The 26,389-nt window shown below is 68.0% G+C and carries 25 protein-coding genes; 23 read left to right on the top strand and 2 right to left on the bottom strand.

Annotated features, from left to right (window positions below; translation table 11 throughout):
* Positions 1 to 87 precede the first annotated feature (87 nt).
* Positions 88 to 441, top strand: a complete 354-nt coding sequence (locus G6035_RS16365; protein ID WP_176618167.1) for an Rv2175c family DNA-binding protein — start codon at positions 88 to 90, stop codon at positions 439 to 441.
* 18 nt (positions 442 to 459) lie between these two features.
* On the opposite strand, the gene G6035_RS16360 is transcribed toward G6035_RS16365, so the two are convergent.
* Both G6035_RS16360 and G6035_RS20245 read right to left on the bottom strand, forming a co-directional pair.
* Positions 460 to 1,563, bottom strand: coding sequence for a polyprenyl synthetase family protein (locus G6035_RS16360; RefSeq protein WP_176618166.1), 1,104 nt, complete (start codon positions 1,561 to 1,563; stop codon positions 460 to 462).
* A 79-nt stretch (positions 1,564 to 1,642) separates the two neighbouring features.
* Positions 1,643 to 2,206 carry a hypothetical protein gene (locus G6035_RS20245; RefSeq protein WP_256128058.1) on the bottom strand — a complete coding sequence of 188 codons (564 nt, stop codon included), beginning with the start codon at positions 2,204 to 2,206 and terminating at the stop codon, positions 1,643 to 1,645.
* Between the two features lie 243 nt (positions 2,207 to 2,449).
* Between G6035_RS20245 and dinB the strand changes: the two genes are divergently transcribed.
* From dinB to G6035_RS16245, 22 genes are all read left to right on the top strand, one after another.
* Positions 2,450 to 3,634, top strand: a complete 1,185-nt coding sequence (gene dinB / locus G6035_RS16350) for a DNA polymerase IV (RefSeq protein ID WP_176618174.1) — start codon at positions 2,450 to 2,452, stop codon at positions 3,632 to 3,634.
* 216 nt (positions 3,635 to 3,850) lie between these two features.
* The gene (locus G6035_RS16345; protein ID WP_176618165.1) at positions 3,851 to 4,216 is read left to right on the top strand and encodes a DUF3040 domain-containing protein; all 366 of its coding nucleotides are present in this window, start codon (positions 3,851 to 3,853) and stop codon (positions 4,214 to 4,216) included.
* Between the two features lie 444 nt (positions 4,217 to 4,660).
* Positions 4,661 to 5,098, top strand: coding sequence for a division/cell wall cluster transcriptional repressor MraZ (gene mraZ, locus G6035_RS16340; RefSeq protein WP_176618164.1), 438 nt, complete (start codon positions 4,661 to 4,663; stop codon positions 5,096 to 5,098).
* A 226-nt stretch (positions 5,099 to 5,324) separates the two neighbouring features.
* A complete protein-coding gene (rsmH, locus tag G6035_RS16335; protein ID WP_176618163.1) occupies positions 5,325 to 6,323 on the top strand; it encodes a 16S rRNA (cytosine(1402)-N(4))-methyltransferase RsmH in 999 nt (332 codons plus the stop codon).
* Positions 6,320 to 6,952 (top strand): hypothetical protein, encoded by a 633-nt coding sequence (locus G6035_RS16330; RefSeq protein WP_176618162.1) that lies wholly within the window; start codon positions 6,320 to 6,322, stop codon positions 6,950 to 6,952. The genes rsmH and G6035_RS16330 overlap by 4 nt, the downstream gene beginning before the upstream one ends.
* Positions 6,953 to 7,013: 61 nt before the next feature.
* Positions 7,014 to 8,822 carry a penicillin-binding protein 2 gene (locus G6035_RS16325; protein ID WP_256883398.1) on the top strand — a complete coding sequence of 603 codons (1,809 nt, stop codon included), beginning with the start codon at positions 7,014 to 7,016 and terminating at the stop codon, positions 8,820 to 8,822.
* Between the two features lie 20 nt (positions 8,823 to 8,842).
* A complete protein-coding gene (locus tag G6035_RS16320; protein WP_176618161.1) occupies positions 8,843 to 10,480 on the top strand; it encodes a UDP-N-acetylmuramoyl-L-alanyl-D-glutamate--2,6-diaminopimelate ligase in 1,638 nt (545 codons plus the stop codon).
* Between the two features lie 6 nt (positions 10,481 to 10,486).
* Positions 10,487 to 12,049, top strand: coding sequence for a UDP-N-acetylmuramoyl-tripeptide--D-alanyl-D-alanine ligase (gene murF / locus G6035_RS16315; RefSeq protein WP_176618160.1), 1,563 nt, complete (start codon positions 10,487 to 10,489; stop codon positions 12,047 to 12,049).
* Positions 12,046 to 13,158: a phospho-N-acetylmuramoyl-pentapeptide-transferase gene (mraY, locus tag G6035_RS16310; RefSeq protein WP_176618159.1), complete on the top strand. Its 1,113-nt coding sequence runs from the start codon at positions 12,046 to 12,048 to the stop codon at positions 13,156 to 13,158. Before murF ends, mraY begins: the two co-directional genes overlap by 4 nt.
* The gene (murD, locus tag G6035_RS16305) at positions 13,155 to 14,699 is read left to right on the top strand and encodes a UDP-N-acetylmuramoyl-L-alanine--D-glutamate ligase (protein WP_256128057.1); all 1,545 of its coding nucleotides are present in this window, start codon (positions 13,155 to 13,157) and stop codon (positions 14,697 to 14,699) included. The genes mraY and murD overlap by 4 nt, the downstream gene beginning before the upstream one ends.
* The gene (gene ftsW / locus G6035_RS16300; RefSeq protein WP_256883395.1) at positions 14,699 to 15,925 is read left to right on the top strand and encodes a putative lipid II flippase FtsW; all 1,227 of its coding nucleotides are present in this window, start codon (positions 14,699 to 14,701) and stop codon (positions 15,923 to 15,925) included. Before murD ends, ftsW begins: the two co-directional genes overlap by 1 nt.
* Complete coding sequence (gene murG, locus G6035_RS16295) at positions 15,922 to 17,031, top strand: undecaprenyldiphospho-muramoylpentapeptide beta-N-acetylglucosaminyltransferase (RefSeq protein WP_176618157.1); 1,110 nt, start codon at positions 15,922 to 15,924, stop codon at positions 17,029 to 17,031. The genes ftsW and murG overlap by 4 nt, the downstream gene beginning before the upstream one ends.
* Positions 17,032 to 17,039: 8 nt before the next feature.
* A complete protein-coding gene (gene murC, locus G6035_RS16290) occupies positions 17,040 to 18,509 on the top strand; it encodes a UDP-N-acetylmuramate--L-alanine ligase (RefSeq protein WP_176618156.1) in 1,470 nt (489 codons plus the stop codon).
* Positions 18,502 to 19,617 carry an FtsQ-type POTRA domain-containing protein gene (locus G6035_RS16285; protein ID WP_176618155.1) on the top strand — a complete coding sequence of 372 codons (1,116 nt, stop codon included), beginning with the start codon at positions 18,502 to 18,504 and terminating at the stop codon, positions 19,615 to 19,617. Before murC ends, G6035_RS16285 begins: the two co-directional genes overlap by 8 nt.
* Positions 19,618 to 19,851: 234 nt before the next feature.
* The gene (ftsZ, locus tag G6035_RS16280; protein ID WP_176618154.1) at positions 19,852 to 21,030 is read left to right on the top strand and encodes a cell division protein FtsZ; all 1,179 of its coding nucleotides are present in this window, start codon (positions 19,852 to 19,854) and stop codon (positions 21,028 to 21,030) included.
* A gap of 56 nt (positions 21,031 to 21,086) precedes the next feature.
* The gene (locus G6035_RS16275) at positions 21,087 to 21,875 is read left to right on the top strand and encodes a polyphenol oxidase family protein (protein WP_371131047.1); all 789 of its coding nucleotides are present in this window, start codon (positions 21,087 to 21,089) and stop codon (positions 21,873 to 21,875) included.
* Positions 21,872 to 22,612: a YggS family pyridoxal phosphate enzyme gene (locus tag G6035_RS16270; protein WP_176618153.1), complete on the top strand. Its 741-nt coding sequence runs from the start codon at positions 21,872 to 21,874 to the stop codon at positions 22,610 to 22,612. Before G6035_RS16275 ends, G6035_RS16270 begins: the two co-directional genes overlap by 4 nt.
* Before the next feature lie 91 nt (positions 22,613 to 22,703).
* Complete coding sequence (locus tag G6035_RS16265; RefSeq protein ID WP_176618152.1) at positions 22,704 to 23,231, top strand: cell division protein SepF; 528 nt, start codon at positions 22,704 to 22,706, stop codon at positions 23,229 to 23,231.
* Positions 23,232 to 23,376: 145 nt separating this feature from the next.
* Complete coding sequence (locus tag G6035_RS16260) at positions 23,377 to 23,679, top strand: YggT family protein (protein ID WP_371131046.1); 303 nt, start codon at positions 23,377 to 23,379, stop codon at positions 23,677 to 23,679.
* A gap of 145 nt (positions 23,680 to 23,824) precedes the next feature.
* Positions 23,825 to 24,511 carry a DivIVA domain-containing protein gene (locus tag G6035_RS16255; protein ID WP_176618151.1) on the top strand — a complete coding sequence of 229 codons (687 nt, stop codon included), beginning with the start codon at positions 23,825 to 23,827 and terminating at the stop codon, positions 24,509 to 24,511.
* Between the two features lie 219 nt (positions 24,512 to 24,730).
* Positions 24,731 to 25,390 carry a signal peptidase II gene (gene lspA / locus G6035_RS16250; RefSeq protein WP_176618150.1) on the top strand — a complete coding sequence of 220 codons (660 nt, stop codon included), beginning with the start codon at positions 24,731 to 24,733 and terminating at the stop codon, positions 25,388 to 25,390.
* Positions 25,383 to 26,306: an RluA family pseudouridine synthase gene (locus G6035_RS16245; protein WP_176618149.1), complete on the top strand. Its 924-nt coding sequence runs from the start codon at positions 25,383 to 25,385 to the stop codon at positions 26,304 to 26,306. Before lspA ends, G6035_RS16245 begins: the two co-directional genes overlap by 8 nt.
* Positions 26,307 to 26,389: the final 83 nt, after the last annotated feature.

Genomic DNA, 26,389 nt, shown 5'->3' with positions numbered 1-26,389 from the left:
AACCACAGATGTGTAATTTGCCGCCGGCCCGTGGCGCCGGTGCCCGCCGGTGTGCGGACGGGTCGTTCCTGTGGGAACCTTGGACACGTGAGTAAAGTTGAAAATGTAGTCAGTGAATGGTTGCCCCTGCCCGATGTCGCGGCCAAGCTGGATGTCTCCATCACCAAAGTCCACGCCCTCGTGAAGGACGGATCCCTGCTGGCGGCCCGTGTGGGCGAGCGCTCGATCCGCGCCGTGCCGGCCGAATTCTTCATCGACGACCACATCATCGAGAGCCTGCGCGGCACCATCACGGTCCTTCACGACGCCGGGTTCGACGACGAGGAAGCCATCACCTGGCTGTTCACTGCCGACGATTCACTGCCGGGGCGGCCCATCGACGCCCTGCACGAGGGACGCAAAACCGAAATCCGCCGCCGGGCCGCAGCCCTCGGCTGGTAGCAGGGCCCGCCCTGGCCGCTAGGACGTGCGGGAGACCGCCCCGCGGCCCAGGGCGGACAACGCTGCCGAAACTTCGTCGTCGATGGGCAGTCCGTCCAGGGCGGCGAAGGCGCTGGCACTGAGTTCGGAGATCATCGCCTCGGTCCCCGCCAAGGCGCCGGAGCCGACGATGATCGAGCACAGCTTGTCGATTTCTGCGTCGCTGAGGTCCTGGCGGCCCAGATGGCTGTCAACAAATTCCCGGTCAGTTTCGCCCGCCGCGTCAATGGTCAGGCCAACCAGCACGGTGCGCTTTCCCTCCCGGAGATCGTCGCCGGCCGGCTTGCCGGTCTGTGCAGGGTCCCCGAACACCCCCAGGACGTCGTCGCGCAACTGGAAGGCCTCGCCCAGGGGCAGTGCGAAGGCGCTGTAGCCCTCCAGGAGTTCCGGGGACGCTCCCGCCAGCGCCCCGCCGAGGACCAGCGGATGCTCCGAGGAATACTTGGCGCTCTTGAAGCGGATGATCGCCGCGGCCCGGGCGACGGCGGTGCTGTGCGGCTTCGCCGGTCCGGAAACTTCCTCCAGGATGTCCAGGTACTGCCCCGCCATGACCTCGGTGCGCATCAGGTTGAAGACGGCGCGTGCGCGGCTGTCCGGGCCCGTGCCGATGGCGGCAAACATCTCCTCGCTGAAGGAAAGGCACAGGTCCCCGGCGAGGATCGCGGCCGCGTGGCCGAACCGCTCCTCATCCAGCGACCAGCCGTTCGCGGCATGGAGGGTGCCGAACTGGCGGTGCACGCTGGGGCCGCCGCGGCGCGTGTCCGAACGGTCGATGATGTCGTCGTGGATGAGTGCGGCGGCCTGGAACAGCTCCAGCGCGGCACCTGCCATGATGACTTCAGCCGCGTCCGGGGCCCCGCCGGCTCCACGCCAGCCCCAATAGCAAAGGAGCGCGCGCATGCGCTTGCCGCCCGTGGCCAGGGCTGCGATTGAATCAACAAGGACCAGGGAATCGGGGGAGATGCCTGCCAACAGGGCGCTCTTTTCAGCCAGGAAATCCTTCAGTTTCACGGCCACCGCTGCGACGAACGCGTCCTGTTCAACGGCCGTTGATTCCTTGGGGGTGGCGGCAAATGCGGTCATGCGGGCGGATCCTTGCTGTGTGTGGAGCGGGGACGGCCGTGGCCGTCGCTGTCGTAAAAAACGGGAGGTGAAGGCGGGACTATTTGAGCGACGCCGGCAGGACATTCGCGCCGATGGTCACCGTTGCGGTGTTGCCTGTCTCCACCACGGCAACGTTGACAGTCTCCTGGCCGGCGGAGCGCACAAACGTTTTCAAGGGGGTCCCGTCCACCTTCTCACCCTTCAGGGCGGTGAACTTTTGGCCCTCGTAGACCTTGGTGTAAAAGGCAAGCACGTCCGCGGGCTTGGCGGTCACGGTCTCGATCAGGGTTGCCACCGACAGGGGCGTCGAGTGCTGCAGGCTCGACGACTGGACCTGTGCGCCCTTCATGACCGGGATGAGCCTGGCCGGGAATCCGGCCACTAGTTTGTCCTTGGCCGTGAGCGCGGTGGGGGTGGCAGCGGCCGTGGCGGAGGAGGTGGACGACGACGTCGGGCCCGCCGTGGCCGGAACCGCCGCGGCGGTGGTTGCCACGGTGGCGGCGGGGGCGGTGCCGCCGGAGCAGCCCGTCAGCAACATCGCGGCGGCAAGGGCTGCCGCCGAGGGGCCGGCCCACCGCCACCGCCGGAAGGGGCGCGAGGGGGCAATGTTGCTGCTGGTCATGACTTGGTTTCCTTAGCTGCCGGGAGCGGTGCAACGGATCGCCTCCAAGTTTACCCAATGCCTGCCGGGCGCACGTGTGGGGCCCTCGGCCGGAAGCGCCCGCCGGCCAGTAAGCTTGGTTCCGTGGAACAGCAACCGCGCCGCATCCCGGAACGACCGCGCCGGCCGGAGAGCAGCCGCGCCGAGGAGGCGCTTCGCCGCGGGCAGGCCGGACGCGTGCTGGACCAGTCCGGCTGCACCATCATGCATGTGGACATGGATGCGTTTTTTGTCTCGGTGGAGCTGCGCCGGCGCCCCGGGCTAAGGGGCCGGCAGGTGATTGTGGGCTTTCCGGAGGGGCGCTCGGTGGTGCTCTCCGCATCGTACGAGGCCAGGGCGCTGGGGGTGCGCTCGGCAATGCCCATGGCGACGGCCCTGCGGATGGCCCCCTCCGCTGTCGTCATTGAACCGCGGCACGGGGACTACCAGGAAGTTTCCCGGCAGGTGATGGGCCTGTTCAACTCCATCACCGACAAGGTGGAGCCGCTGAGCGTGGACGAGGCGTTTCTGGACATCTCCGGTGCCCTGCGCCGCCTGGGCACGCCCCTGGACATCGGGGCCATGGTGCGCCGGCGCGTGGCCACCGAACTGGGCATTACGGCGTCGGTCGGAATCGCGGCGACCAAGTTTGTGGCCAAGATCGCATCCACGCGGTGCAAACCGGACGGCATGCTGCTCATTGAAAAGGACCGCACCGTGGAGTACCTGCACACGCTGCCGGTCCAGGCGCTGTGGGGCGTCGGTGCCAGGACCCTCGAGTCCCTGCAGCGGCTGGGCATTTTTACCGTGGCCGACGTCGCCGCCACCCCCTTGGCCGTCATGCACAAGGCGCTCGGCGCCGGCGGCGTGGCCCTTCACAACCTGGCCTGGGGCATCGACCCGCGTCCCGTCACCCCGGTCCGGGTGGAAAAGAGCATCGGCGCCGAGGAAACCTTTGCCGTCGACACGTTCGACGACGACGTCCTCACCAAGGAACTGCTGCGCCTCTCGCACCGCGTGGCCGGCCGCCTCCGCGAGTCTGGGCTGGCCGGTCGGACGCTGGCGCTGAAGATCAAGTACTCCGACTTTTCCACGATCAGCCGGTCCAAGGCCATGCCCGCGGGCATTGACAGTGCCGGGCAAATATACGCCGGGGCCACGGGCCTGCTGCGCGCCCTGGGCATCCGGCCGCAAAGCGTACGGCTGATCGGCGTACGGGTGGAGTCCCTGGAGCCGGCCAGCTCGGCACCGCTGCAACTCGCACTGGACCCGCGCGAGGACAACAGCCGGGCCGCCGAGGTGGTGGGGGACGCGATTGCGGCAAAGTTTGGCCGGGCCGGAATCGTGCCTGCCAGACTGCTCAAGACCACCCGGAACACCCCGGAACGGGGCGGCCGGGAGGGTTTTTGACACCGCCCGTCGAACCGCCCGGCGCCGGGTTTCAGTTCAACGAAAACACGCCTATTGTTAGTAGTAGGAGTTGGCTTATCAATGGCTTCACGGCCCGTTGGCGCTCCGCAGGACGCGGTCCATTCCTTGGGCCGGCACGCCGCGGGGAACTATTCCGGGCAGTGAAGGCGTTAATGGGTTTAAGACGCCTATGGCACTGATATGAAGGAGGTCGTCATGCCCCTCTCGGAGCACGAGCAAAGACTGCTTGACCAACTGGAGCAGCAGTTGCACGACGAGGACCCGAAATTTGCCCACACCCTGGCATCGGATCCAGCGCGTTCATTGTCCACACGGCACATTGTGATCGGCATCCTGGTCATGATTGCCGGCATCATGGTGCTGCTGGGTGGCGTTGCGATCAAGGTGATCGTGGTGGGGATCATTGGATTCCTCATCATGGGAGCCGGCGTGTACATTGCCATTTCGCGGCCCAAGTTCAGCCGCGGCCCCGCAGGCGGTGCCAAGTCCGCCACCAAGCCAAAGAGCGGCTTCATGAACAACCTTGAAGAGCGTTGGGAAGAACGCCGCAAGGACCAGTAGCCGAATAACACAGCCGACCGCCCCACGACGCCCCCCGCGCCATGGGGCGAATCCCTGCGTGAGATGCATGTGCACGACGGGGGAGTGCGTTCCAAGCCCGCTGAGCGGGCTTTTTTTGTGCCCGAACGCAGCCGCTCCACTTCGCCCCACCGGGGTCCTCCACTTCGCCCCACCGGGGCTGGAATCCGGCCTGCCCGGGTGGGCAAAAGGGGGCTGTGGGGCAACTCCTGACGCTGCCTGGAGGACTCCGCGCCGGAGTGCTGAAATTTCCCTCCACCACGCACCACCGGCCGGATCCAAGCATTGGCGCGGAAACGGTCCCACGACACGCCCGCAGATTGTGTCGTTCGGCGTTGACGGTGGAGGATTGTGGAGTAAGGTGGAGCGCGTAAGAGGGGAATGGTGGAAGGCAGTCCAGGGGTCTCAATCTAAAGGTGGTGGGGGATGTTTCTCGGAACACATTCGCCGCGCCTTGATGAAAAGGGCCGGATCATCCTTCCTGCCAAGTTCCGGGAGGAACTGGCCGGCGGACTTGTCCTGACCAAGGGGCAGGAAAACTGCATTTACGTCTTCAGTGCCAGGGAGTTTGAAAAGGTCCATGCGGACATGGTCGGCGCGCCAATGCAGAATCGGCAGGCCAGGGACTATATCCGCGTCTTTCTCTCCGGCGCGTCGGATGAAGTTCCGGACAAGCAGGGGCGTGTGACCATCCCGGCCACACTGCGCGCCTATGCAGGTCTTGAACGGGAGCTGGTGGTCATTGGCGCCGGCAACCGGGCAGAAATCTGGGACGCCACCGCATGGAACAGCTACCTCGAAGCACAGGAGAAGGCGTTCTCGGAAATTGATGAGAACACCATCCCCGGCAGCACCCCGCAGTAACCTCGCACCAGCGGAAATGACCCGTTGAGAGCGCAGGTGGCCGGATCTTGCATGAGATCTCCACCCGCCCGGCAGTGTCAAACCTGGCTCACCTTCCCCGGAGCCAGGCGGGACACGGCCCGGCGCGGAGGGGGATCTGGTTCAAGAACGGAACCAGGCACGCCAGTCCAGGCCAAACCCGGGCAGCATGACAGACCCATCCATAGCCATGAGAAACGGAGGCGTGATGACGTCGGAGACCCCCACGCCACCCACGTCCGCCCGCCACACACCCGTTTTGAAGGACCGCTGCATCAACCTGCTGGCCCCCGCCTTTGAAGCGGCCCGGCACGCCGGACGCACCCCCGTCGTCGTGGACGCCACCCTGGGCATGGGCGGCCACAGCGAGGCCATGCTGGAGCGCTTTGGCGACCTCCACCTCGTCGGCATCGACAGGGACACCGAAGCCCTCGCCCTCGCCGGGGAGAGGCTCTCACCGTTCGCCGCCCGCACCGACCTGGTCCACGCCGTCTATGACGAAATCGAAGCAGTCCTGGCCCGGCTGGGCATACCGTCCGTCGACGGCGTCCTGATGGACCTGGGCGTGTCGTCGCTGCAGCTGGACGAGCGGGACCGCGGCTTCGCCTACTCCTTTGACGCCCCGCTGGACATGCGCATGGACACCAGCCGGGGGCAGACGGCGGCCGACGTCGTCAACAGCTACTCGGAAGAGGACCTGGTGCGCATCATCCGCAAGTGGGGCGAGGAAAAGTTCGCCGGCCGCATCGCGAACCACATCGTGGCCGCCCGCGACAAGGCACCCCTGACCCACACCGGTGAACTGGTGGAGATCATCCGCAACGTGGTGCCGGCCGGGGCGGCACGCACCGGCGGGCACCCTGCCAAGCGGACCTTTCAAGCCCTGCGCATTGAGGTCAACGAGGAACTGGACGTCCTGGAACGCGCCGTCCCGGCCGCGGTGGACGCACTGGCCCTGCACGGGCGCGCCGTGGTCATGTCCTACCACTCGCTGGAGGACAAGATCGTCAAGGCGGTCTTTGCCGCGGGATCGCGATCCAGCGCCCCCGCCGGATTCCCCGTGGAACTTGAGGAACACCAGGCGACGCTTAAGCGCCTGACCAAGGGCACGGAAATTCCCACAGACGAAGAAATAAAGGAAAATCCCAGGGCCGCCTCCGCGCGGCTGCGGGCAGTGGAAAAAGTGAAAGTCAGGAGCGCCGCATGAGCCAGGCCGCATCACGCAGAGTCCCCACGACAGTGGGCAACACCGCCCGCGCACTGTCCCTGGAGGAGCTGCATCCTCCGGCGGGGGCAGCCAAGTCGCCCCGTACCCCGCTGTCCCTGGTGGTGTCCGCGCCGCGGCGAAGCAGGAAGCCCGTCGTGGTCTCACTGTTCCTGCTGGTGCTCGGCGCCCTGACGGCAGTGCTCGTGATGAGTGTGTCCGTCTCACAGGGCCAGTACCAGCTGGTTGACCTGAAGAACCAGCAGGTGGCCCTGGAAAAGTCCAACCAGGCGCTGGACCTTGAACTGTCCGCCAAGGAGGCCCCGCAGGCCCTAGTGGCACAGGCCACGGCCATGGGCATGGTCCCGGCCGCGGCCCCCGGCCAGATCGACGTGCGCACCAAGCGGGTGACCGGGAATCCGCAGCCGGCCTCGGCAGACACCAAGGGGCTGGTGGTCCTTCCCCCGGCCGACGTCAACCGTCCGCCGGCGGGCGTCAAATCCACCACCACTGCGGACCAGCCCAAGGCCGAAAAGCCGGTGGGGGGCACCCCGGCCGCAGCGGCGCCGTCGGCCGTGACACCGGATTTGAATGGCGGCACCATCCCGGCCCCGGCGCAGCGGGCCAGCTAGGGTAGAGACAGGCACACGGCGGGCCGAGGGGTCCGCATAGGCTAGACGGCAAGGAAACGCAGTGGCACAAGACTCCACCAAGGCAGGACGGGGTGCAGGTGCACACCAACTGAACAAGGTCGGCCGCGGACGCATGCGCATTGGCTTCATTGCCATGATCGTGTTCCTGCTGGTCATCGCCGGCAAGCTGGTCATGATCCAGGGCCTGGACGTGGGGAAGATGGCCGAGGCCGCCGAATCCCAGCGCACCGTCAAGCAGGTCCTGCCCGCCATGCGCGGAAAGATCGTGGACGCCAACGGCAAGGTGCTGGCTGAAAGCATCCTGCGGTACGACATCACCGTCAACCAGGTCAACAGCGCCCTGTACCCGAGCTACCAGCACTATGACCCGGACACGAAGCAAACGCAGACCTTCACCCGCGCCGAAGGCCTCCAGCAGTTGGCTGACGTCCTTTCGCTGCCGGTTGACCAGGTGAAGAAGGCCGCCACCGGGACCAAGGTGTTCAACTACATCGTGCGCGACGTCAGTCCTGCCGTGGAGGACAAGGTTGCGGCCCTCGGCGTGCCGGGCATCTATTCGCAGGCCCAGACCAAGCGCGTCTACCCAATGGGCCAGGTGGGCGGGCCGATCGTCGGCTTTGTGGGCTCCAATGGCAACGGCCTGGCCGGCATTGAACAGACCATGAACGCCAAGCTCACCGGCACCCCCGGCTACCGCATCTACCAAGCCGGCAAGAACGGCATCATCATTCCCACGGCACCCGTCACGACCGTCCCGGCCGTTGACGGGCAGACGGTCAAGCTCACCATCAACGAGGACATCCAGTACTACGCCCAACAGGCGGCCCAGCAGCAGAAGGAGCAGTACAGCGCCGACTGGGCCAGCATCACCGTGCTGGAGGTCAAGACCGGCAAGGTCATCGCCATCGCGGACAGCGACTCCTACGACCCCAACAACCCCGGCGCCTCCAAGAAGTCGGACATCGGCTCGCGAACGGTGAGCGACGTGGTGGAGCCTGGATCGACCGAAAAGATCGTCACCACCTCCGGTGTCATGGAAAAAGGCCTGTTCACGCCCATGAGCCATTTCCTCGTCCCGCCGTCACTGACCATTGGCGGCCAGACCTTTGACGACGCCTTTGTCCACGGCACGGAAAAACGCACGCTGGCCGGCATCATCGCAGACTCCATGAACACGGGAACTGTCATGGCCGGTTCCAAAATGACCAAGCAGGAGCGTTACGACTGGCTGGCAAAGTTCGGCGTGGGCACGAAGACGGGGATCGACCTGCCGGGTGAAAGCCCGGGCATCCTGGTGCCCTGGCAGCAGTGGGACGGCCGGCAGGAATACACGGTGCTGTTCGGCCAGGGCGTGGCCCAGACCCCGCTGCAGTCCGCGTTCATCTACCAGACGGTGGCCAATGACGGGCTGCGGCTCAAGCCGCAGATCATCGACTCCACAACCGCCGCAGACGGCACGGTGGACACCGTCAAGCAGGCCCCCGGCATCCGGGTGATCACGCCAAAGACCGCCGCCGAGGACCGGCTCATGCTGGAGGGCGTGGCCACCATGTCGCACTACAACGCCATCGGCATTCCTGGATACCGCGTGGGCGGGAAAACCGGAACCTCGCAGGCCCCGGCCGCGAACGGCGTGGGGTTTGACGGATACACGTCCTCGTTCATTGGCATGGCGCCCATGGAGGACCCGCAGTACGTGGTGTCAATCACGGTCCAGCGGCCCAAGGGAAGCATCTACGGGGTGACCCAGGGGGCTACATTTAACCAGGTGATGGGGGAGGTCCTGCGCACCTACAACGTGCCGCCGTCGACTACCCCGCCCGCCAAGCCGCCGAAGTTCTACAAGTAGCCCGGCCCGGCACGACCAACATGAAAGACAAGGATTTGGTGGAAAAGCCAGCAGCCCCGGTGCGACCGGTTCATCACGGCGCGGTGGCGCTTGGAAAGATTGCGGACCTCGCAGGGGCGGCGGACGGGAACAATGAGCAGGTGGCCGTCAGCGGTGCCAGCCTCGACTCCCGCAGCATCCAGCCCGGGGACCTCTACATCGCCCTGCCCGGGGCGCACACGCACGGGGCTTGCTTTGCCGCCTCGGCCGTGTCCGCGGGTGCCGTGGCGGTGTTGACGGACCGCGCCGGCGCCCGCCAACTCGCCGGGACCCTGGCCGTTCCCGTGCTCAGCTGTGCCGACCCCCGGCGGGCCACCGGGGCCATTGCGGCCCTGGTCTACGGCACGGCGGACCGTGATGCCGCGGCCATGCCCCTCTTCGCCGTGACCGGCACCAACGGCAAGACCACCACCACCTACTTCCTGAATTCGCTGCTGCGCGCCCTGGGCAGGTCGACGGGGCTGATCGGCACCATCGAGATCCTGGCCGGTGACGAGCCCATCCCCAGCAAGCTGACCACCCCCGAATCGACCGAGGTGCACGCCCTCCTGGCGGCCATGGCCGAGCGGGGGCTCGGCGCGGCCTCCATGGAAGTGTCCTCGCATGCCCTGGCGTTTGGCCGGGTGGACTCCGTGGTGTTTGACGTGGCGGGCTTCACCAACCTCACCCAGGACCACCTGGACCTTCACGGCGGCATGGACGACTACTTTGCCACCAAGGCGCAGCTGTTCACCCCTGCCCGTTCCAAGCGGGCCGTGGTCACCGTGGACGACGACTGGGGCCGGCGCATGGCCGCCGGGGCCACCGTTCCGGTGCAGACCCTGGCCACCGTCCCCGGGACCACGGCGGACTGGCAGGTTTCCGGCGTCGAACGTGACGGCATTGGCTCGCGCTTCCGCCTGGACGGCCCGCATGGTGCTTCCTTTACCGTGCACACGGGCCTGCCCGGGGACTTCAACGTCTCCAACGCGGCCCTGGCGCTCGTCATGGTGGCGGCGCAGCTGGCCGTGGCGCCCGAGGGCGGCACCCCCCTGTCCACCGTCCAGGCCGTGCTCCAGGCCGCCCTGGACGCCCACGACCCCTTCACCGTTGACGTGCCCGGCCGCATGCAGCTCGTGGGCACCGCCCCTGTGGCGGTGGTGGACTTTGCCCACAACCCTGACGCCCTGCAACGGGCGCTGGCGGCCGTCCGCCCGCCGGCGGCCGGATCCAAGGTCATCGTCGTGTTCGGCGCCACGGGAGAGCGCGACGCGGGCAAGCGGCCCATCATGGGCGCCGTGGCCGTGGCCGGGGCGGATGTGGTGATCATCACCGACGACGACCCCCACGACGAGGACCCGGCGGCCATCCGGGCGGACGTTCTCAAGGGTGCGGCCGAGGCCAACGCCGGCCGCGCCGCAGCACGGACCATCGAGGAATTTGACCGCCGGGCCGACGCGATATTCCGCGCCGTCGAGCTTGCCGGACCGGGGGACACCATTCTGGTTGCCGGACGCGGCCACGAGGTTTACCAAGAGATCAAGGGCGTCAACGTAGCCCTTGACGACAGGGTGGAACTGCGGTCGGCCCTCGCGCACTTTGGATTCCCCGCCGCCACAGCCAGCAGGATAGAGTCATAAACCGAGATGATTGATTTTTCAGCGGCTGAGATTGCCGAGCTATGCAACGGGCGGCTTTCCGCGGGCACGGATCCCCACATCCGCATCGACGTGGCGCAGGTGGCCACCGACTCCCGCGACGCCGCCGCCGGCAGCCTGTATGTGGCCAAGGCCGGCGAACACGCCGACGGCCACGACTTTGTTGCCGCAGCGTTTGACGCCGGGGCCGTGCTGGCCCTGGCCGAGCGGGACGTCCCCCGCCCGCCGGAAACGGCCGGTGCCGGCGAGCCCTTTCCGGCGGTCGTCGTCGCCGACGCCGTGCTGGCCATGGGCCTGCTGGCCGCCGAGGTGGTGCGCCGCATCCGCGCCCACTCGCCCCTGACGGTCATCGGCATCACCGGATCCGCCGGCAAGACGACCACCAAGGACCTGCTGGCCGGCATCCTGGCCCCGCTGGGCGCAACCGTGGCCCCGGTGGGTTCCTACAACGGGGAGGTGGGCGTGCCCCTGACGGTGTTCCGCGCCGTGGAAAGCACCCGCTACCTCGTCATCGAAATGGGCGCCACGAAGATCGGGCACATCAACTACCTGGCGAACCTGGTCAAGCCGGACATCGGCGTGGTGTTGTGCGTGGGCAGCGCCCACGCCGGCGAATTCGGCTCCATCGACAACATTGCCCAGGCCAAGGGTGAACTGGTGGCCGCCCTTCCCGCCGGCGGCACCGCCATCTTGAACTTTGACGACTCCCGCGTCCGGGCCATGGCCGCCCGGGCCACCGCGCCCGTCACCTGGTTCACCAGCGCCGACACCGCGGAATCCTGCACCACTGAATCCGACACCACTGAATCCGACACCACGGGGGCCGGCGCCGTCCAGGCGCGCAAGGTGCGCACCACCGCCGGACACCCGGAATTCGAGCTTTCCTTTCCCGGCGATGCCGGCAGTTACCCCGTCAAAAGCCGACTCCTGGGCCTGCACCACGTCGCAAACCTGCTGGCCGCGGCCGCCGCTGCGCACGCAGCCGGCGCCGCCCCCGCGCAGATTGCCGCGTCCCTCAACACCCAGGGTGCCGCCAGCCGCTACCGCATGGAACTCACGGAGCGCCCGGACGGCGTCACCGTCCTCAACGACGCCTACAACGCCAACCCGGAGTCCATGCGGGCCGCCCTGCGAACCCTGGCCGAGCTGGGCGACGGCGGACGCCGCCGCACCTGGGCCGTCCTGGGGGAGATGCTTGAACTGGGCGATGATTCCGTCCTGGAGCACGACGCCGTGGGCCGGGTGGCCGTGCGGCTGAACATCTCGCGCCTCGTGGTGGTCGGCGCCCCGGCCCGGTCCATGCACGTGGGGGCCGTCATGGAAGGCTCGTGGGGCGAGGAATCCATGTTCGTGCCCGACGCCGATGCGGCCTTCACGGTCCTGGAGCGTGAACTTGCACCGGGGGACGTGGTGCTGGTCAAGTCGTCCAACGGTGCAGGCCTGCGTTTCCTGGGGGACCGGCTGCTGGAGCATCCGATAGCATTGGCTGCTGGCGGCACCTCCACCCCCACCATCCCCCCGACACCCGGTGAAAGGACCAATCAGGCATGATTGCACTGCTTATTGGCACCGGCCTGGCCCTGGCGTTCGCCATGGTCGGCACGCCGCTGTTCATCCGGCTCCTGGTGAAAAAGGGCTACGGGCAGATCATCCGCGACGACGGCCCCACCACCCACCAGATCAAGCGCGGCACCCCCACCATGGGCGGCACCGTGGTGGTCGGGGCCGTGGTGGGGGCGTACTTCCTGACACACCTGATCCTGTGGCTGGTCAACCCCGCCTCGCCGGGGCCCACGGCTTCCGGGCTGCTGATGATCTTCCTGATGGTGGGCCAGGGCCTGGTGGGCTTCCTGGACGACTTCCTGAAAATCTCCAACCAGCGCAGCCTCGGCCTGGACGCGAAGGGCAAGCTGGTGGGGCAGGCCGTGATCGGCATCGCCTTCGCCATCATGGCGCTCGGGTTTCCGGACAGCGCCGGCAGGACCCCGGCCAGCACGTTCATCTCCTTCGCCCGCGACATCCCCTCGCTCAACCTCGCCTTCGCCGGCGCGGGACTGGGCGTGGTCCTGTTCGTCATCTGGTCCAACCTCATCATTGCCGGAACCACGAACGGGGTGAACCTCACCGACGGCCTGGACGGGCTGGCCACCGGCGCCGCCATCCTCGTGTTCGGCGCCTACACGCTCATCGGCCTCTGGCAGACGAGCCAGGGCTGCGGCTCCCGCAAGATCCCCTCGGAAACGGTCTGCTACGAGGTCCGTGACCCGCTGGACCTCTCCCTGATCGCCGTCATCATGTTTGCCGCACTCATCGGCTTCCTGTGGTGGAACACCTCCCCGGCCAAGATCTTCATGGGCGACACCGGCTCACTGGCCATCGGCGGTGCCATCGCCGGCTTCGCGATCCTCTCCCGCACCGAAATCCTGCTCTTCATCATTGGCGGGCTGTTTGTGCTGATCACCCTCTCCGTCATCATCCAGGTCGGCTTCTTCAAGCTTTCCAAGGGCCGGCGGGTGTTCCGCATGGCCCCGCTGCAGCACCACTTTGAGCTCAAGGGCTGGGCCGAGGTGACCGTGGTGGTGCGCTTCTGGATACTGGCCGGGCTCATGGTGGCTGTCGGCATGGGTGCCTTCTACGCAGAATGGATCGTACGACTATGAGCACCGTGGAAAACCGCCTGGCCGGACTGACCAGCTGGGACGCGGACTGGTCGGGCCTGCGCGTGGTGGTCACCGGCATTTCCAAGACCGGCTTCTCCGTCGCGGACACCCTGGCCGAGCTGCGCGCACGCGTGGTGGTGGTGGCCGCCTCGGACGACGACGCCGCCCGCCGGGCCGCCGACACGCTGAAGATCGTGGGCGTGCACCAGGTGATCCTGGGCCAGGAAACCTCCACCGTGCTGCCCCTCGTGGACGGCGGGACGGCGGAACTGGTGGTCACCAGCCCCGGCTACAAGCCCACCCACCCGCTGCTCGCTGCCGCCGCCGACGCCGGCATCCCCATCTGGGGCGATGTTGAGCTGGCCTGGCGCGTGCGCATCCGCGAAGGCCGCAAGACGGCCGAATGGATCACGATCACCGGCACCAACGGCAAGACCACCACCACCACCATGGTCGAGCACATGCTCCAGGCCGCCGGGCTGCGCGCCATTGCCGCCGGAAACATCGGCACCCCCATCCTGGACGCCGTACGCGACCCGGAAGGCTGGGACGCCCTGGCCGTGGAACTCTCCACCTTCCAGCTCCACTGGACGCAGTCCCTGGAACCGGTCTCCAGCGTGTGCCTGAACCTGGCCGAGGACCACGTCGACTGGCACGGCAGCTTCGAGGCCTATGCGGCCGACAAGGCAAAGGTCTACGCCAACACCAAGGTCGCCTGCATCTACAACGCCGAACAAATCGAAACCGAGCACATGGTGGAGGCGGCCGAGGTCCTGGACGGCTGCCGGGCCGTCGGCTTCACCACGGGCATGCCGGCCATCAGCATGGTCGGGGTGGTCGAGGGGCTCATCGTGGACCGGGCGTTCATCGCCGAACGCAAGGACTCCGCCGTCGAACTGGCCCACGTGGGCGACATTGGTGAGCTGGTGCCGCGGCACCTGGTGGCCAACGCCGCCGCAGCCGCCGCCCTGGTGCGCGCCTACGGGCTCACCCCGGAAAACGTGCGCGACGGCCTGAAGGCCTACGAGAACGGCGACCACCGCATCCAGCCGGTGGCCCAGGCGGGCGGGGTGCTCTGGGTCAACGACTCCAAGGCCACCAACCCGCATGCGGCCGCCGCCTCGCTGTCGGCCTTCAATCCCGTCATCTGGATTGCCGGCGGGCTGTCCAAGGGCGTGGAATACGACGCGCTTGTCTCCGCCCATGCGGACAGGCTCAAGGCCGTGGTCCTGATCGGGGAGGACAGCAGCGCCCTGGCCGGTGCATTGTCCCGACACGCCCCCGATGTGCCGGTCATTGAGACCGGGAGGGCCCACACTGGCAAGGAAGGGATGGTGGAAACACCCATCTTTGGGGACGCCGTCATGGCACAGGCCGTTGCGGCCGCAGCCGGACTGGCAGCGGACGGCGACACCGTGCTCATGGCCCCGGCGTCCGCATCCATGGACCAGTTTTCCTCCTACGCCCACCGCGGGCAGGCGTTCATCGACGCAGTCCGCGAGTTGTTGGAACGACGGGCGAGCGCCAATAAGGAGTCATAGTGGCCAGAACGCCGGCACAACCGGGAACCACCGCAGACGGGCGCCTGCAGCGCCTGCGCCGGCGCCTCAATGAAGTGGCCGGACGCCCCAGCGTCTCCTACTACTGGATCATCGGCACCACCCTGGCGCTGACCTGCATCGGCCTGATGACCGTGCTCTCGGCCTCGGCCGCCGAATCGATCTCCCAAGGCCAGGACCCGTACAGCCTGTTCATCAAGGAAAGCATCTTTGCCGTGACGGGCCTGGCGCTGATGATGGGCCTGTCCTTCGTGCCGCCCTCCGGCCTGAAAAGGCTCTCCTGGCCCGTGCTGGGCCTGTCCGTGTTCCTGCTCCTGCTCGTCTTCACCCCGATGGGCAAGTCAGTGGGCGGCAACCGGAACTGGATCAACCTCGGCGACACCATGAGCTTTCAGCCTTCCGAGGCCGCCAAGCTGGCCCTCGCGCTGTGGATGGCCATGGTCCTGGCCCGCAAGGGGGACCTCATCCGGGAATGGCGCCACACCCTGCTGCCCGTCGTGCCCGTCGGCGGTGCGGTGGTGGGCCTGGTGCTGTTGGGGCACGACCTCGGCACCTCCGTGATCACCATGTCCATTGTCGCCGCCGGGCTGTATTTTGCCGGCGGCAGCAAGCGGGTGCTGCTCGCCGCCGGCGGTGGCGGACTGCTCGCGGCCGTCCTGCTCGCCGCCCTAAGCGGAAACCGCACCTCCCGGCTGTCCGCCTGGCTGGGCAATTGTGACAACGGACAGGGCTTGTGCGACCAGGCCCAGAACGGGCTTTACGCACTGGCCTCCGGCCGCTGGTTTGGCGTCGGCCTGGGACAGAGCCGGCAAAAGTGGAGCTGGATCCCGGAAGCGCACAACGACTTTATCTTCGCCATCCTCGGCGAAGAGCTGGGCCTGATCGGCACCCTGGTGATCATCCTGCTGTACGCCATCCTGGCCTTCGCGATCTTCCGCGTCATCATGAAGCGCAACGACACCTTTGCCCGCGTTGCCTGCGGCTCCATCCTGGCCTGGATCATCGGCCAGGCCTTTGTCAACATCGCCATGGTGGCCGGCCTCCTGCCCGTGATCGGCGTGCCCCTGCCCCTGATTTCCTATGGCGGCAGCGCCCTGGTGGTGACCCTGGCCGCCCTGGGGGTGGTGCTCTCCTTTGCCCGGTCGGCCCCGGAACACGGCCGGGGCGCAGACCCGGCCCTCAAAAGAACTGCCCTGAAGGAACCATGACTGACACCACACCCTCCGCACTTTCCGTGGTCCTGGCCGGTGGCGGCTCCGCCGGCCATGTGAGCCCGCTGCTGGCCATCGCCGGAGCCATCCGCACCCGCGTGCCCGGCGCCGCCATCCTGGCCGTCGGGACGGCCGACGGCCTCGAGTCACGGCTGGTGCCCGCCGCGGGCCACGAACTGGCCACCATCGAGCGCATCCCCATGCCGCGCCGGCCGTCGCCGGAGCTGCTGAAGCTCCCCGGGCGGATGCGCCGGGCCGTCACGCGTTCGAAGGACATCCTGCGCGAGGCTCACGCCGACGTCCTGGTGGGGGTGGGCGGCTACGTGTGCACGCCCATGTACCTGGCTGCCAAGTCGCTGGGCGTGCCGATCGTCATCCACGAGGCCAACACCAAGGCCGGGCTCGCCAACAAGGTCGGCGCACGCTACACCAGCCGCGTCGGCACCGCCTTTGCCGCCACCAAAATCCGCAACGGCCGCGTGGTGGGCATGCCCATGCGCCCGGCTGTGGCATCCCTGGACCGCACCGCGGCACAAGGCCCGGCCCGCGAACGGCTGGGCCTGGACCCCGGACTGCCCACCCTGGTCGTGACGGGCGGCTCGCTCGGTGCCGTGCGGCTGAACCGGGCCGTGGCCGGTGCCGCACCCGCTTTGGGGGCCGCGGGCATCCAGGTCCTGCACATCACCGGCAACGGCAAGCAGGTCACGGGGAGCGAGGGCGCACCGCTCACCGCGCCCCTGTACCGTCAGGTGGAGTACGTGGACGCCATGGAGGACGCCTATGCCGCGGCCGACGTCCTGCTGTGCCGCTCGGGCGCCGGGACCGTGTCCGAGGTGGCCGCCGTCGGGCTTCCGGCAGTATTTGTGCCGCTGCCGGTGGGCAACGGCGAGCAGGCCCGCAACGCGGCCGAACTGGTGGCCGCCGGCGCCGCCCTGCTGGTGCCGGACACGCAGCTGGACGCCGCCTGGATTGAAAACAACATCATTCCGCTGTGCCTGGACGGTGCACGGCTGGCCGCCATGGGCGCCCGGGCCTCCGGGCTGGGCATCCGCGACGCCGCCGACCGCATGGCCGGCATGGTCCTCGAAGCAGCCCGAAAGTGAGCGGCACAATGCCTGAGAGCAACGGCGTCCCGGCCGCTTATGCGGTCCCGTCCCTGGCGGAGCTGGGCCGCGTCCACTTCATCGGCATGGGCGGTGCCGGCATGTCCGCGATCGCGCGGATCATGCTTGGCCAGGGCGTGCCCGTCAGCGGCTCCGATGCCAAGGCCTCGGCCGGGCTGTCCGAGCTGGCGGCCCTCGGCGCCGAGGTGCACGTGGGCCATGCCGCACAAAACGTTGCCGCCGTGGACACCGTGGTGGTCTCCACCGCCATCCGGGCCGACAACCCGGAGCTGACGGCCGCGCAGGCGGCCGGGCTGCGTGTGCTGCACCGCTCCCAGGCGCTGGCCGCCGCCATGGCCGCGGACCGGGTGGTGGCGGTGGCCGGCACCCACGGCAAGACCACCACCACCTCCATGATCACCGTCATGCTGCGCGGCGCGGGCGTGGACGCGTCCTTTGCCGTTGGCGGGACCGTGCAGGCGCTGGGCGTCAACGCGGCCCACGGCACGGCCGACGTGTTCGTCGCCGAGGCCGACGAGTCGGACGCCTCCTTCCTGAACTACCGCCCGCTCGTGGCGGTGGTGACCAACCTGGAGGCCGACCACCTGGACCATTACGGCACCGCCGAGGCTGTCTTCGCCGCCTTCGAGGCCTTTGTGGCCCTGCTGCCGGAGGACGGCGTGCTCGTGGCGTGCGCGGACGACGCCGGCTCGGCCCGCCTGGCAGCGCTGGCGGCGGCCGCCGGCACGCGCACCGTCACCTACGGATTTTCCGACGCCGCCGACCTCCGCATCGCGCCCGGTTCCGGCGTCGGCCTGGATTCGGACACCACCCTGGCCATCCCCGGACGCCTGCTGGGCAGCGGCGCGGACCTTTCCGTGCCGCTGCACCTGCACGTGCCCGGCGCCCACAACGTCAGCAACGCGGCCGCCGCCGTCGCCGTGGCGCTGTCACTGGACGTGGATGTCCACGCCGCCGTGGCCGCCCTGACCGCCTTTACCGGGGCGGCGCGGCGCTTTGAGCCCAAGGGGGAGGGGCGCGGCGTCCGCGTCTTTGACGACTACGCCCACCATCCCACGGAAGTCACCGCCGCCCTCACGGCGGCCCGGACGGTGGCCGCCGGCCACCGGGTGCACGTGCTCTTCCAACCCCACCTGTTTTCCCGCACCCGGGAGTTCGCGGCCGACTTTGCCCGCGCCCTGGACTTGGCGGACACCGTGGCCGTCCTGGACATCTACCCGGCCCGCGAGGAACCCATCCCGGGCGTCACCAGCAGGCTGGTCACCGATGCGCTGACCGCTGCACCGGGCTACGCGCCCGACCCCGACGCCGCCGTCGCCGCCCTCGCCGCGGCTGCCCGGGACGGCGACATCATCCTGACCGTCGGCGCCGGCGATGTCACGGCCTACGGCCCTGCCCTGGTCGCGGCACTCAACGCGGCACCCGCCGGGAATGAAACAGGCGGCACCCATGGCTGAGCCCCGCCGTCCGCGCATCATCAGCTCCCGGTCCGGGACCCCAAAGGGCGCCATGCAGGACGCCCCGGACCAGGAGACCGGCACGCCTGCAGCAAAGGCCCGCAGCACGAGCCCCAAGGTCACCGTCACTCCGGTGCCGGCGGACGACGCGGCAGGGACGGGAAACCGCCGGGCCAGGACCGACAAGGAATCCGGCGCACCCAAGTCACCCAAGGCACCCAAGGCACCCAAGGCACCCAAGGCACAGTCCGCCGATGCCGGGCCCGGCAAGCCGGACGGGACCTGGCGAAACTGGCGAAACCTTCGCTCCGGCCCGCCGAAGGCGGCCGCCGCCGGCCAAAGCACCGGCGGGGGAGCGGCCGGCGCCCGGGTGCTGGCCTTCCCGGAACCGGCGCACAAGCGCCGGCGCCGCCGGGCCTGGCTGGGAGTGGCGGGAACCGCCGTCGTCCTTGCCGTGGTCATGGCGCTGGCATTGTTTTCCCCCGCCCTGGCGGTGAAGAAGGTCACATTCACCGGGAACAGGCTCGTGGCGGCCAAGACGCTCCAGGCAACGGTTGCCCCGTTGCTGGACCGCCCGTTGCCGCAGGTGACCCAGGCGGACGTGGACGCGCTCCTGGCGAAGGTGCCGCAAATCAAGTCCTCGAGCATTGAGGCCCGCCCGCCGTCAACGCTGCTGGTGCATGTGGTCGAGCGGGTCCCCGTGGCGCTGCTCAAGACCGGCGCGGGATGGATCCGGGTCGACCAGGACGGCGTGGCGCTGGGCAAGGTCGCGGACCAGTCGAAGGTGCCGCTGCCCCTGATCAACGGGGGCACGGCCGCCATCGGCACTCCCACGTTCCGGGCGGTCACCGCGGTCCTGGCCACGCTGCCCCAGTCCGTCCTGGGCAAGCTGGCGAGTGCCTCGGCGAAGTCGCCGGACGCCGTCGAACTGCAGATGGTCGACGGCAAGACGGTGGTCTGGGGCAATGCCTCGGACATGGTGCTCAAGGCCCAGGTCCTGGATGCCCTGATCAATGCCCCGGCACCCGTACCGGTCAACGGGGCACCCCCCGCACCGCCGGTGAAGGTGTACGACGTCAGCGCGCCGCTCCATCCTGTGACACGCTAGAGGTGTGCGGAAGGACCTCCGGGACGCTTTTTTCTCCCGGATTCACGCGACACGCGGCGGCGGTTATTGCAAGCGCGGCGGATGCACCATAGCGTCACTGACAAGAGTTGGTTGACATAACTATAACCTTCAACTTGAAGGTTAAGCTAGACAGTTTCAAGTACTGCTTGAAGCTGCATGGCCCAGCAGCACCCACAGAACTTCAAGCAAGACTACGAACAAGGGACACTTAACGTGGCAGCACCCCAGAATTACTTGGCCGTCATCAAGGTCGTCGGCATCGGCGGCGGCGGCGTGAATGCAGTGAACCGCATGATCGACGTGGGCCTGCGCGGCGTTGAGTTCATTGCCATCAACACGGACGCCCAGGCGCTGTTGATGAGTGACGCGGACGTCAAGCTCGACGTCGGCCGTGAACTGACGCGCGGCCTCGGGGCCGGCGCCAACCCCGACGTCGGACGCCAGGCCGCCGAGGACCACCAGGAAGAAATCGAAGAGGTGCTCCGCGGCGCCGACATGGTCTTCGTGACCGCCGGTGAAGGCGGCGGCACCGGCACCGGAGGCGCGCCCGTCGTGGCCCGCATCGCCCGTTCGCTCGGCGCCCTGACCATCGGCGTCGTCACGCGTCCCTTCACCTTTGAGGGCCGCCGCCGCGCCACCAGCGCCGAGAACGGCATCGACGCGCTGCGTGATGAGGTTGACACCCTGATCGTCATCCCGAACGACCGCCTGCTCTCCATCAGCGACCGCAACGTCTCCGTCCTTGACGCGTTCCGTTCCGCCGACCAGGTCCTGCTCTCCGGTGTCCAGGGCATCACCGACCTGATCACCACCCCCGGGCTGATCAACCTTGACTTTGCCGACGTCAAGTCGGTCATGCAGGGCGCCGGCTCGGCCCTCATGGGCATCGGCTCGGCCCGTGGCGAGGACCGCGCGGTCAAGGCCGCTGAGCTCGCCATCGCCTCCCCGCTGCTCGAGGCCTCCATCGACGGCGCCCACGGCGTGCTGCTCTCCATCCAGGGCGGGTCCGACCTGGGCCTGTTCGAGATCAACGAGGCCGCCCGCCTGGTCCAGGAAGTGGCCCACCCCGAGGCGAACATCATCTTTGGTGCCGTCATCGACGACGCCTTGGGCGACGAGGCACGCGTTACCGTCATCGCTGCCGGCTTCGACTCCCCGGACAGCGCCTCCGAGGCCCCCGAGCAGGCTGCAGCCGCCCAGTCCGCGCCTCCGGTCCCCGCCACGGTGCCCTCCTCCGGTGCCTCAGTGACCAGCCTGAACCAGTGGGGCCAGCAGTCTGCGGCGCACGTGCCGGCTGACGGCGGCTTCGACGTGGAGCTGCCGGCGATCGTTGAGCCGGACCTCACCGGCCACCGTTCCGACGACCTCGACGTGCCGGACTTCCTGAAGTAGCTCCCGCCCGTGTGACAGCAGGGCAGCGCAGCGCGCTGCCTTGTGGAAAGGCCAGTGTGCCCGAGTTGTGGTTTTCCCAGGAGGTCCGCCCCGGATTGTGGGTGGGTTTCACCTCCGCCGCAGCAGGGAACCTGGCCTTTCACGTTGGCGACGACCCTGCCCGCGTTGCCGCCAACCGCGCCGCCCTGGATGCCCGGCTGGCTGAACTTGCCGGTGCGGCCGGCGGACTGCACCTGCAGTACATGGACCAGGTCCACGGCCGGGAGGTGGCCGTGGTGGAGGCGCCGGCCTCCGCAGCCGTGGCCGGGCAGCTGCCTGCCGGTCCGACGGCGGATGGGATGGTTTCGCGCGCGGCCAGCCTTGCCGTCATGGTCGCCGACTGCGTGCCCGTCGTGTTTGCCGGGACGGGCGCCGGCGGCGCCCCGCTCGTGGGTGTCGCCCACGCCGGCCGCCCCGGCGTCGAAAAGGGCGTCGTCGCCGCCACCGTCGCAGGGCTGCGCGCCGCGGGCGCCGGGTCCCTGCAGGCCTGGATCGGTCCGGCCGTGTGCGGGCGCTGCTACGAAGTGCCCGCACCGATGCGGGCCGCGGTGTCGGCCGTTGAACCGGCGGCCTACTCCACCACCTCGTGGGGGACCCCGGCCCTGGACCTGCCCGCAGCCGTTGCCGCCCGGCTCGGGAGGCTCGGCGTCCCGGCCCGCCAGGTCGGGGCCTGCACCCTTGAACACGGCACGTTGTTTTCCCACCGCCGCGCGGTCCGTGACGGCGAAGCGGAGGGCAGGTTCATCGGTTTCGCCGCCCTCGCCGGCCCGTTGGACGGGCCCGAAGTGAAAGTTTCCCACCCATGAACTCCCTGGACACCCGGGCCGTGCAGCTTGCCGACAACCTGGCCATGGTCAACGGGCGGATCCGCCGGGCCACCGACGCCGCCGCCCGTGCCACCATGCCGGCACTGATCGTGGTGACAAAGTTCCACCCCGCTGAGGACGTCAGGCTCCTGCGCGGCCTCGGCGTGGCCGATGTGGGGGAGAACCGCGACCAGGAAGCCGCGGCCAAGGCGGCCGAGGTGGCCGATCCGGCCCTGCGCTGGCATTTCATCGGGCAGCTGCAGGGCAACAAGGCCAAGTCCGTCGTAAAGTACGCCCACTCGGTGCACTCCGTGGACCGGGCGTCACTCGTGGCCGCGCTGGGCAAGGCCATGGCCGTCCAACAGGACCTGGACGGCCGCGACGCGCTCCAATGCTACCTGCAGGTGGACCTCGCCGAATCCGCGGGCGGAAGTGCCGCCGGCCCCGGCGGCAGGGGAGGGGCGGCGCCGTCGCTCATCCCCGCCCTGGCCGGCGCCGTGGCGGGGACGCCCGGGCTCACGCTGGCCGGCGTCATGGCCGTGGCTCCGCTGGGCGGCGACCCCGTCGCCGCCTTCGAAATGCTGGCCGGCATTTCAGCGGCCCTGATCCGTGACCACCCCGCGGCCACGGGCATCTCCGCAGGCATGAGCCAGGACCTGGAGGAGGCCATTGCCGCCGGGGCGACACACCTGCGTGTCGGTTCCGATATACTCGGCCCGCGCCCCGCCGTGCTGTAGCGTTTTGGGTGTTGGCAACAACGGCAATATTCGACTCGACCCACCCGCACAATGCCGCACTGGCAGAGCGCGTAACGAATGAGGAGCTACCATGGCTGGCGCTCTGCGCAAGACAATGATCTATCTTGGGCTCGCCGACGGTGACGAGCATTACGAGGCCGAACAGGCCCCCTCAATCCAGAAGGGCGAGGAATCCGGTCCGGATCTCGAACGAGTACGGGAGGCCGCCCCGGCACCCGTGGCCGAGCCCGCAACGCCCAAGGCGGGCGATGAAGAATACCGGGCACCGGTGACCCCCATCAAGCGTGCCGCATCGAATCGGGAAGAGGCTGCAAGCTTGCGTCAAATTACCACTGTCCACCCGCGGTCCTACAATGACGCGAAGATCATCGGTGAAAGCTTCCGTGACGGCATTCCCGTCATCATGAACGTCACCGACATGGGTGAAGCCGACGCCAAGCGCCTGGTGGACTTCTCCGCCGGACTGGTCTTCGGCCTGCGCGGCTCGATCGAGCGCGTCACCAACAAGGTGTTCCTGCTCTCGCCCTCCTATATTGAAGTCCTGGGGGACGACAAGAAGGTCTCGGACACCCAGGCCAGCTTCTTCAACCAGAGCTGAGCGGCGCAACCGCACCAGCCTTAACGGATTGCCCGGGCACTAAGTGCCCGGGCAATCCGTTATATACGGTAACTGTGGAAAACAGGTACGGTTAATTCGTTTCGGCTCCGCTTTCATCTGCTCCCTAGGGAATGTGTTCACCAACGTGTCAAATCCATTAAGCCTGGTTTTTGGGCTTCTTTACCTGTTGCTGCTGCTGTACTTCCTCACGCTCATGGTCCGGCTGGTATTTGACTGGATCCAGGTCTTTGCCCGTGAATGGCGTCCGCGCGGGGCCGCCCTGGTGGGCGCGTCGTTTATTTACCGGATGACGGACCGGCCCCTTCGCACGCTCCGACGCCTGATTCCGCCCTTGCGGATCGGCAGCATGGCGCTGGATATCGGGTTCCTGTTGTTGCTGGTGGCGGTGGGCATAGGGATGAGCGTCACATGGAATTTGGCGGTTTAGGGCCGCGCCGTTAGTTTTCAAGGCCAAAAGGTTATATTGTGAAAACGAAACAGCCCAAGTACGGATCACATGATTTGTATTAGGTACCGTAGTTTGAACGGCTTCGGCCGGATTCGAAACTTACTTAGACCAACGAGGTGACTAGATGGCGCTTACGCCAGAAGACGTTGTCAACAAGCGGTTCCAGCCGACCAAGTTCCGTGAAGGCTACGACCAGGACGAAGTCGATGACTTTCTTGACGAGATTGTCGTGGAACTGCGCCGGCTTCACCAGGAAAACGACGAACTGCGCAAGCAGCTCGCCGATGGCGGAAACAGCCCCAAGGCTGCACCCGCCGCTGCGGCGCCCCTGGCGTCCAAGGCTCCTGAAGTAGCGGAAACCGCTCCGGAGGCTCCGGCCAAGGGCAAGCCGGCCGAGCCGGCAGCCGCGGCAGCGCCCGTGGCTGAAGCCGCGCCCGTTGCAGCTGCCCCTGCACCGGCCCCCGCAGCCGCCGCCACGGGAGTTGAATCAGCGGCAGGCGTGCTTGCCATGGCCCAGAAGCTGCACGACGAATACGTCAATGCAGGTGTTGAGCAGCGCGACAAGATCATCGCCGAGGCCCAGATTGAAGCCAGCTCGCTCGTCAACGATGCCCAGGAAAAGAGCCGCAAGACGCTCGGCGCCCTGGAGCAGCAGCGTTCCGTCCTGGAGCGCAAGGTTGAACAGCTCCGTGGCTTCGAGCGTGACTACCGTTCACGCCTGAAGACCTACATCGAGGGCCAGCTTCGCGACCTCGACGCCCGTGGCTCGGTGGCTTCACCGGACTACGCCGAAGGGGCCAACGAGTCCTAGGCACGCCGGTCCCTGAGGGACCGGGCAGCCGGCAGGCCGGTGGTGCGGGAATACCCGCACCACCGGCCTGTTGCCTTTAACCCGGCGGGCCCCACGGGTGGCGGCCGAACGGCCCGTGCCTTCCGAAGGCCGGCCGGCAACCTATGATTGTTGTGTCCCCGCACGACGGAATCCCACGGTTCCGCCGCTGACACCAACAGCAGTGACAATGAAAGAGCCATGAGCGACGACTCCCCGCAGAAACCTGCAACCAACGCACACGCGAGCCGCAATCCCGGCGACACCCCCGGCACGGAGCCCGCGACCGCGGCAGGCGTGCGGGCCCTGCCCCGCAGGCGCGGCCTGCTGGCGGTCTGGCTGGGTTTTGCGGCGCTGGCCTACGTGTGTGACCAGCTCACCAAGCTGTGGGTCACCTCCACCATGGTGGAGGGCCAACGCACCACCGTCATCCCAGGGGTGCTGCAGTGGTACTACATCCGCAACTCCGGCGCCGCGTTCTCCATCGGCGAGGGCTTCACGTGGTTCTTCACCCTGGTGATGGCCGCGGTCGCTGCGTTCATCATCATCTTCCTGGCGAAGCGGATCGGATCCTTTTGGTGGGCACTGGGACTGGGACTCCTGCTGGGTGGCTCCCTGGGGAACCTGACCGACAGGCTCTTCCGTGCACCCTCCTTTGGCATGGGCCACGTGGTGGACTTCATCTCCTTCCCGCATTTCGCCATCTTCAACATGGCGGACATGGGCGTGGTGGGCGGCGTCATCGCCATCTGCCTGCTGACCTTGATCGGCGTGCCCCTTGGCGGGCGGCGGGACAACACCGACAGGGACCCGGGGGAGCCCGGACCGCAGCTGGACGCGGGGGAGACCGGCAATGACTGAGACGTTTACCGTTCCCGAAGGGGCCGCCGGGCGTCGCATCGACGCGGCCTTGGCCGAGCTGCTGGGGATCTCCCGCTCCGCGGCGGCCCTGCTGTGCGCGGAGGGCAATGTGCTCCAGGACGGTGCGGTGGCGGGCAAGTCCGAGAAATTCCGGGCAGGCGCGAGCGTCCAGGTGACGATTCCCGAACGGCGCGACCCGCTCGCCGTCGTGGTGGAGCCCGTCGACGGGCTGGAGATCCTGCTGGACGACGAGGAATTCGTCGTCGTGGACAAGCCCGTGGGAGTTGCCGCGCACCCGTCGCCAGGCTGGGTGGGACCCACCGTCGTGGGCGGCCTCGCCGCGGCCGGCTTCCGCATTTCCACCTCCGGTGCGCAGGAGCGGGCAGGAATTGTCCACCGCCTGGACGTGGGAACGTCCGGCGCCATGGTGGTGGCAAAGACCGAGCACGCCTACACCGTCCTCAAACAGGCCTTCCGCGACCGCACCGTGTCCAAGGTGTATCACGCCGTGGTGCAGGGCCTGCCCGATCCGCTGCAGGGCACCATCGACGCGCCCATCGGCCGCCACCCCGGACACGACTGGCGTTTCGCCGTCATCGAGGACGGACGGCCTTCGGTCACCCACTACGAGGTGCTGGAGGCCTTCGGCAAGGCGACCCTGGTGGAGGTCCACCTGGAAACGGGTCGGACCCACCAGATCCGCGTGCACTTCTCCGCCCTGCGCCACCCCTGCGCGGGCGACCTCACCTACGGCGCCGATCCCAAGCTTGCCGCCGAGCTCGGCTTGACCCGCCAATGGCTGCACGCCCACCAGCTCGGCTTCACCCACCCCTCCACAGGAAAGCCTGTGGCCGTCACCAGCCCCTACCCGCAGGACCTGCAATATGCCCTGAAGGCGCTCCGCGGCGAGCCCTAAGCAACGCTCCCGCGCAACCGGGGCGTTTTGTCGGGATGCTCCCGCGCAACCGGGGCGTTTTGTCGTGACGCTCCCGCGCAACC

Source organism: Arthrobacter sp. SDTb3-6 (assembly GCF_013376095.1).
Classification (GTDB): domain Bacteria; phylum Actinomycetota; class Actinomycetes; order Actinomycetales; family Micrococcaceae; genus Specibacter.
This window is presented reverse-complemented; position numbering and strand designations above follow the sequence as displayed.

Excerpts from the sequence above, each read along its gene's own strand:
- G6035_RS16360 (WP_176618166.1), bottom strand. The coding sequence starts at position 1,563 with ATGACCGCATTTGCCGCCACCCCCAAGGAATCAACGGCCGTTGAACAG.
- G6035_RS20245 (WP_256128058.1), bottom strand. The coding sequence starts at position 2,206 with ATGACCAGCAGCAACATTGCCCCCTCGCGCCCCTTCCGGCGGTGGCGG.
- dinB (WP_176618174.1), top strand. The coding sequence starts at position 2,450 with ATGCATGTGGACATGGATGCGTTTTTTGTCTCGGTGGAGCTGCGCCGG.
- G6035_RS16345 (WP_176618165.1), top strand. The coding sequence starts at position 3,851 with ATGCCCCTCTCGGAGCACGAGCAAAGACTGCTTGACCAACTGGAGCAG.
- mraZ (WP_176618164.1), top strand. The coding sequence starts at position 4,661 with ATGTTTCTCGGAACACATTCGCCGCGCCTTGATGAAAAGGGCCGGATC.
- rsmH (WP_176618163.1), top strand. The coding sequence starts at position 5,325 with ATGACGTCGGAGACCCCCACGCCACCCACGTCCGCCCGCCACACACCC.
- G6035_RS16330 (WP_176618162.1), top strand. The coding sequence starts at position 6,320 with ATGAGCCAGGCCGCATCACGCAGAGTCCCCACGACAGTGGGCAACACC.
- G6035_RS16320 (WP_176618161.1), top strand. The coding sequence starts at position 8,843 with ATGAAAGACAAGGATTTGGTGGAAAAGCCAGCAGCCCCGGTGCGACCG.
- murF (WP_176618160.1), top strand. The coding sequence starts at position 10,487 with ATGATTGATTTTTCAGCGGCTGAGATTGCCGAGCTATGCAACGGGCGG.
- mraY (WP_176618159.1), top strand. The coding sequence starts at position 12,046 with ATGATTGCACTGCTTATTGGCACCGGCCTGGCCCTGGCGTTCGCCATG.
- murD (WP_256128057.1), top strand. The coding sequence starts at position 13,155 with ATGAGCACCGTGGAAAACCGCCTGGCCGGACTGACCAGCTGGGACGCG.
- murG (WP_176618157.1), top strand. The coding sequence starts at position 15,922 with ATGACTGACACCACACCCTCCGCACTTTCCGTGGTCCTGGCCGGTGGC.
- murC (WP_176618156.1), top strand. The coding sequence starts at position 17,040 with ATGCCTGAGAGCAACGGCGTCCCGGCCGCTTATGCGGTCCCGTCCCTG.
- G6035_RS16285 (WP_176618155.1), top strand. The coding sequence starts at position 18,502 with ATGGCTGAGCCCCGCCGTCCGCGCATCATCAGCTCCCGGTCCGGGACC.
- G6035_RS16270 (WP_176618153.1), top strand. The coding sequence starts at position 21,872 with ATGAACTCCCTGGACACCCGGGCCGTGCAGCTTGCCGACAACCTGGCC.
- G6035_RS16265 (WP_176618152.1), top strand. The coding sequence starts at position 22,704 with ATGGCTGGCGCTCTGCGCAAGACAATGATCTATCTTGGGCTCGCCGAC.
- G6035_RS16255 (WP_176618151.1), top strand. The coding sequence starts at position 23,825 with ATGGCGCTTACGCCAGAAGACGTTGTCAACAAGCGGTTCCAGCCGACC.
- lspA (WP_176618150.1), top strand. The coding sequence starts at position 24,731 with ATGAGCGACGACTCCCCGCAGAAACCTGCAACCAACGCACACGCGAGC.
- G6035_RS16245 (WP_176618149.1), top strand. The coding sequence starts at position 25,383 with ATGACTGAGACGTTTACCGTTCCCGAAGGGGCCGCCGGGCGTCGCATC.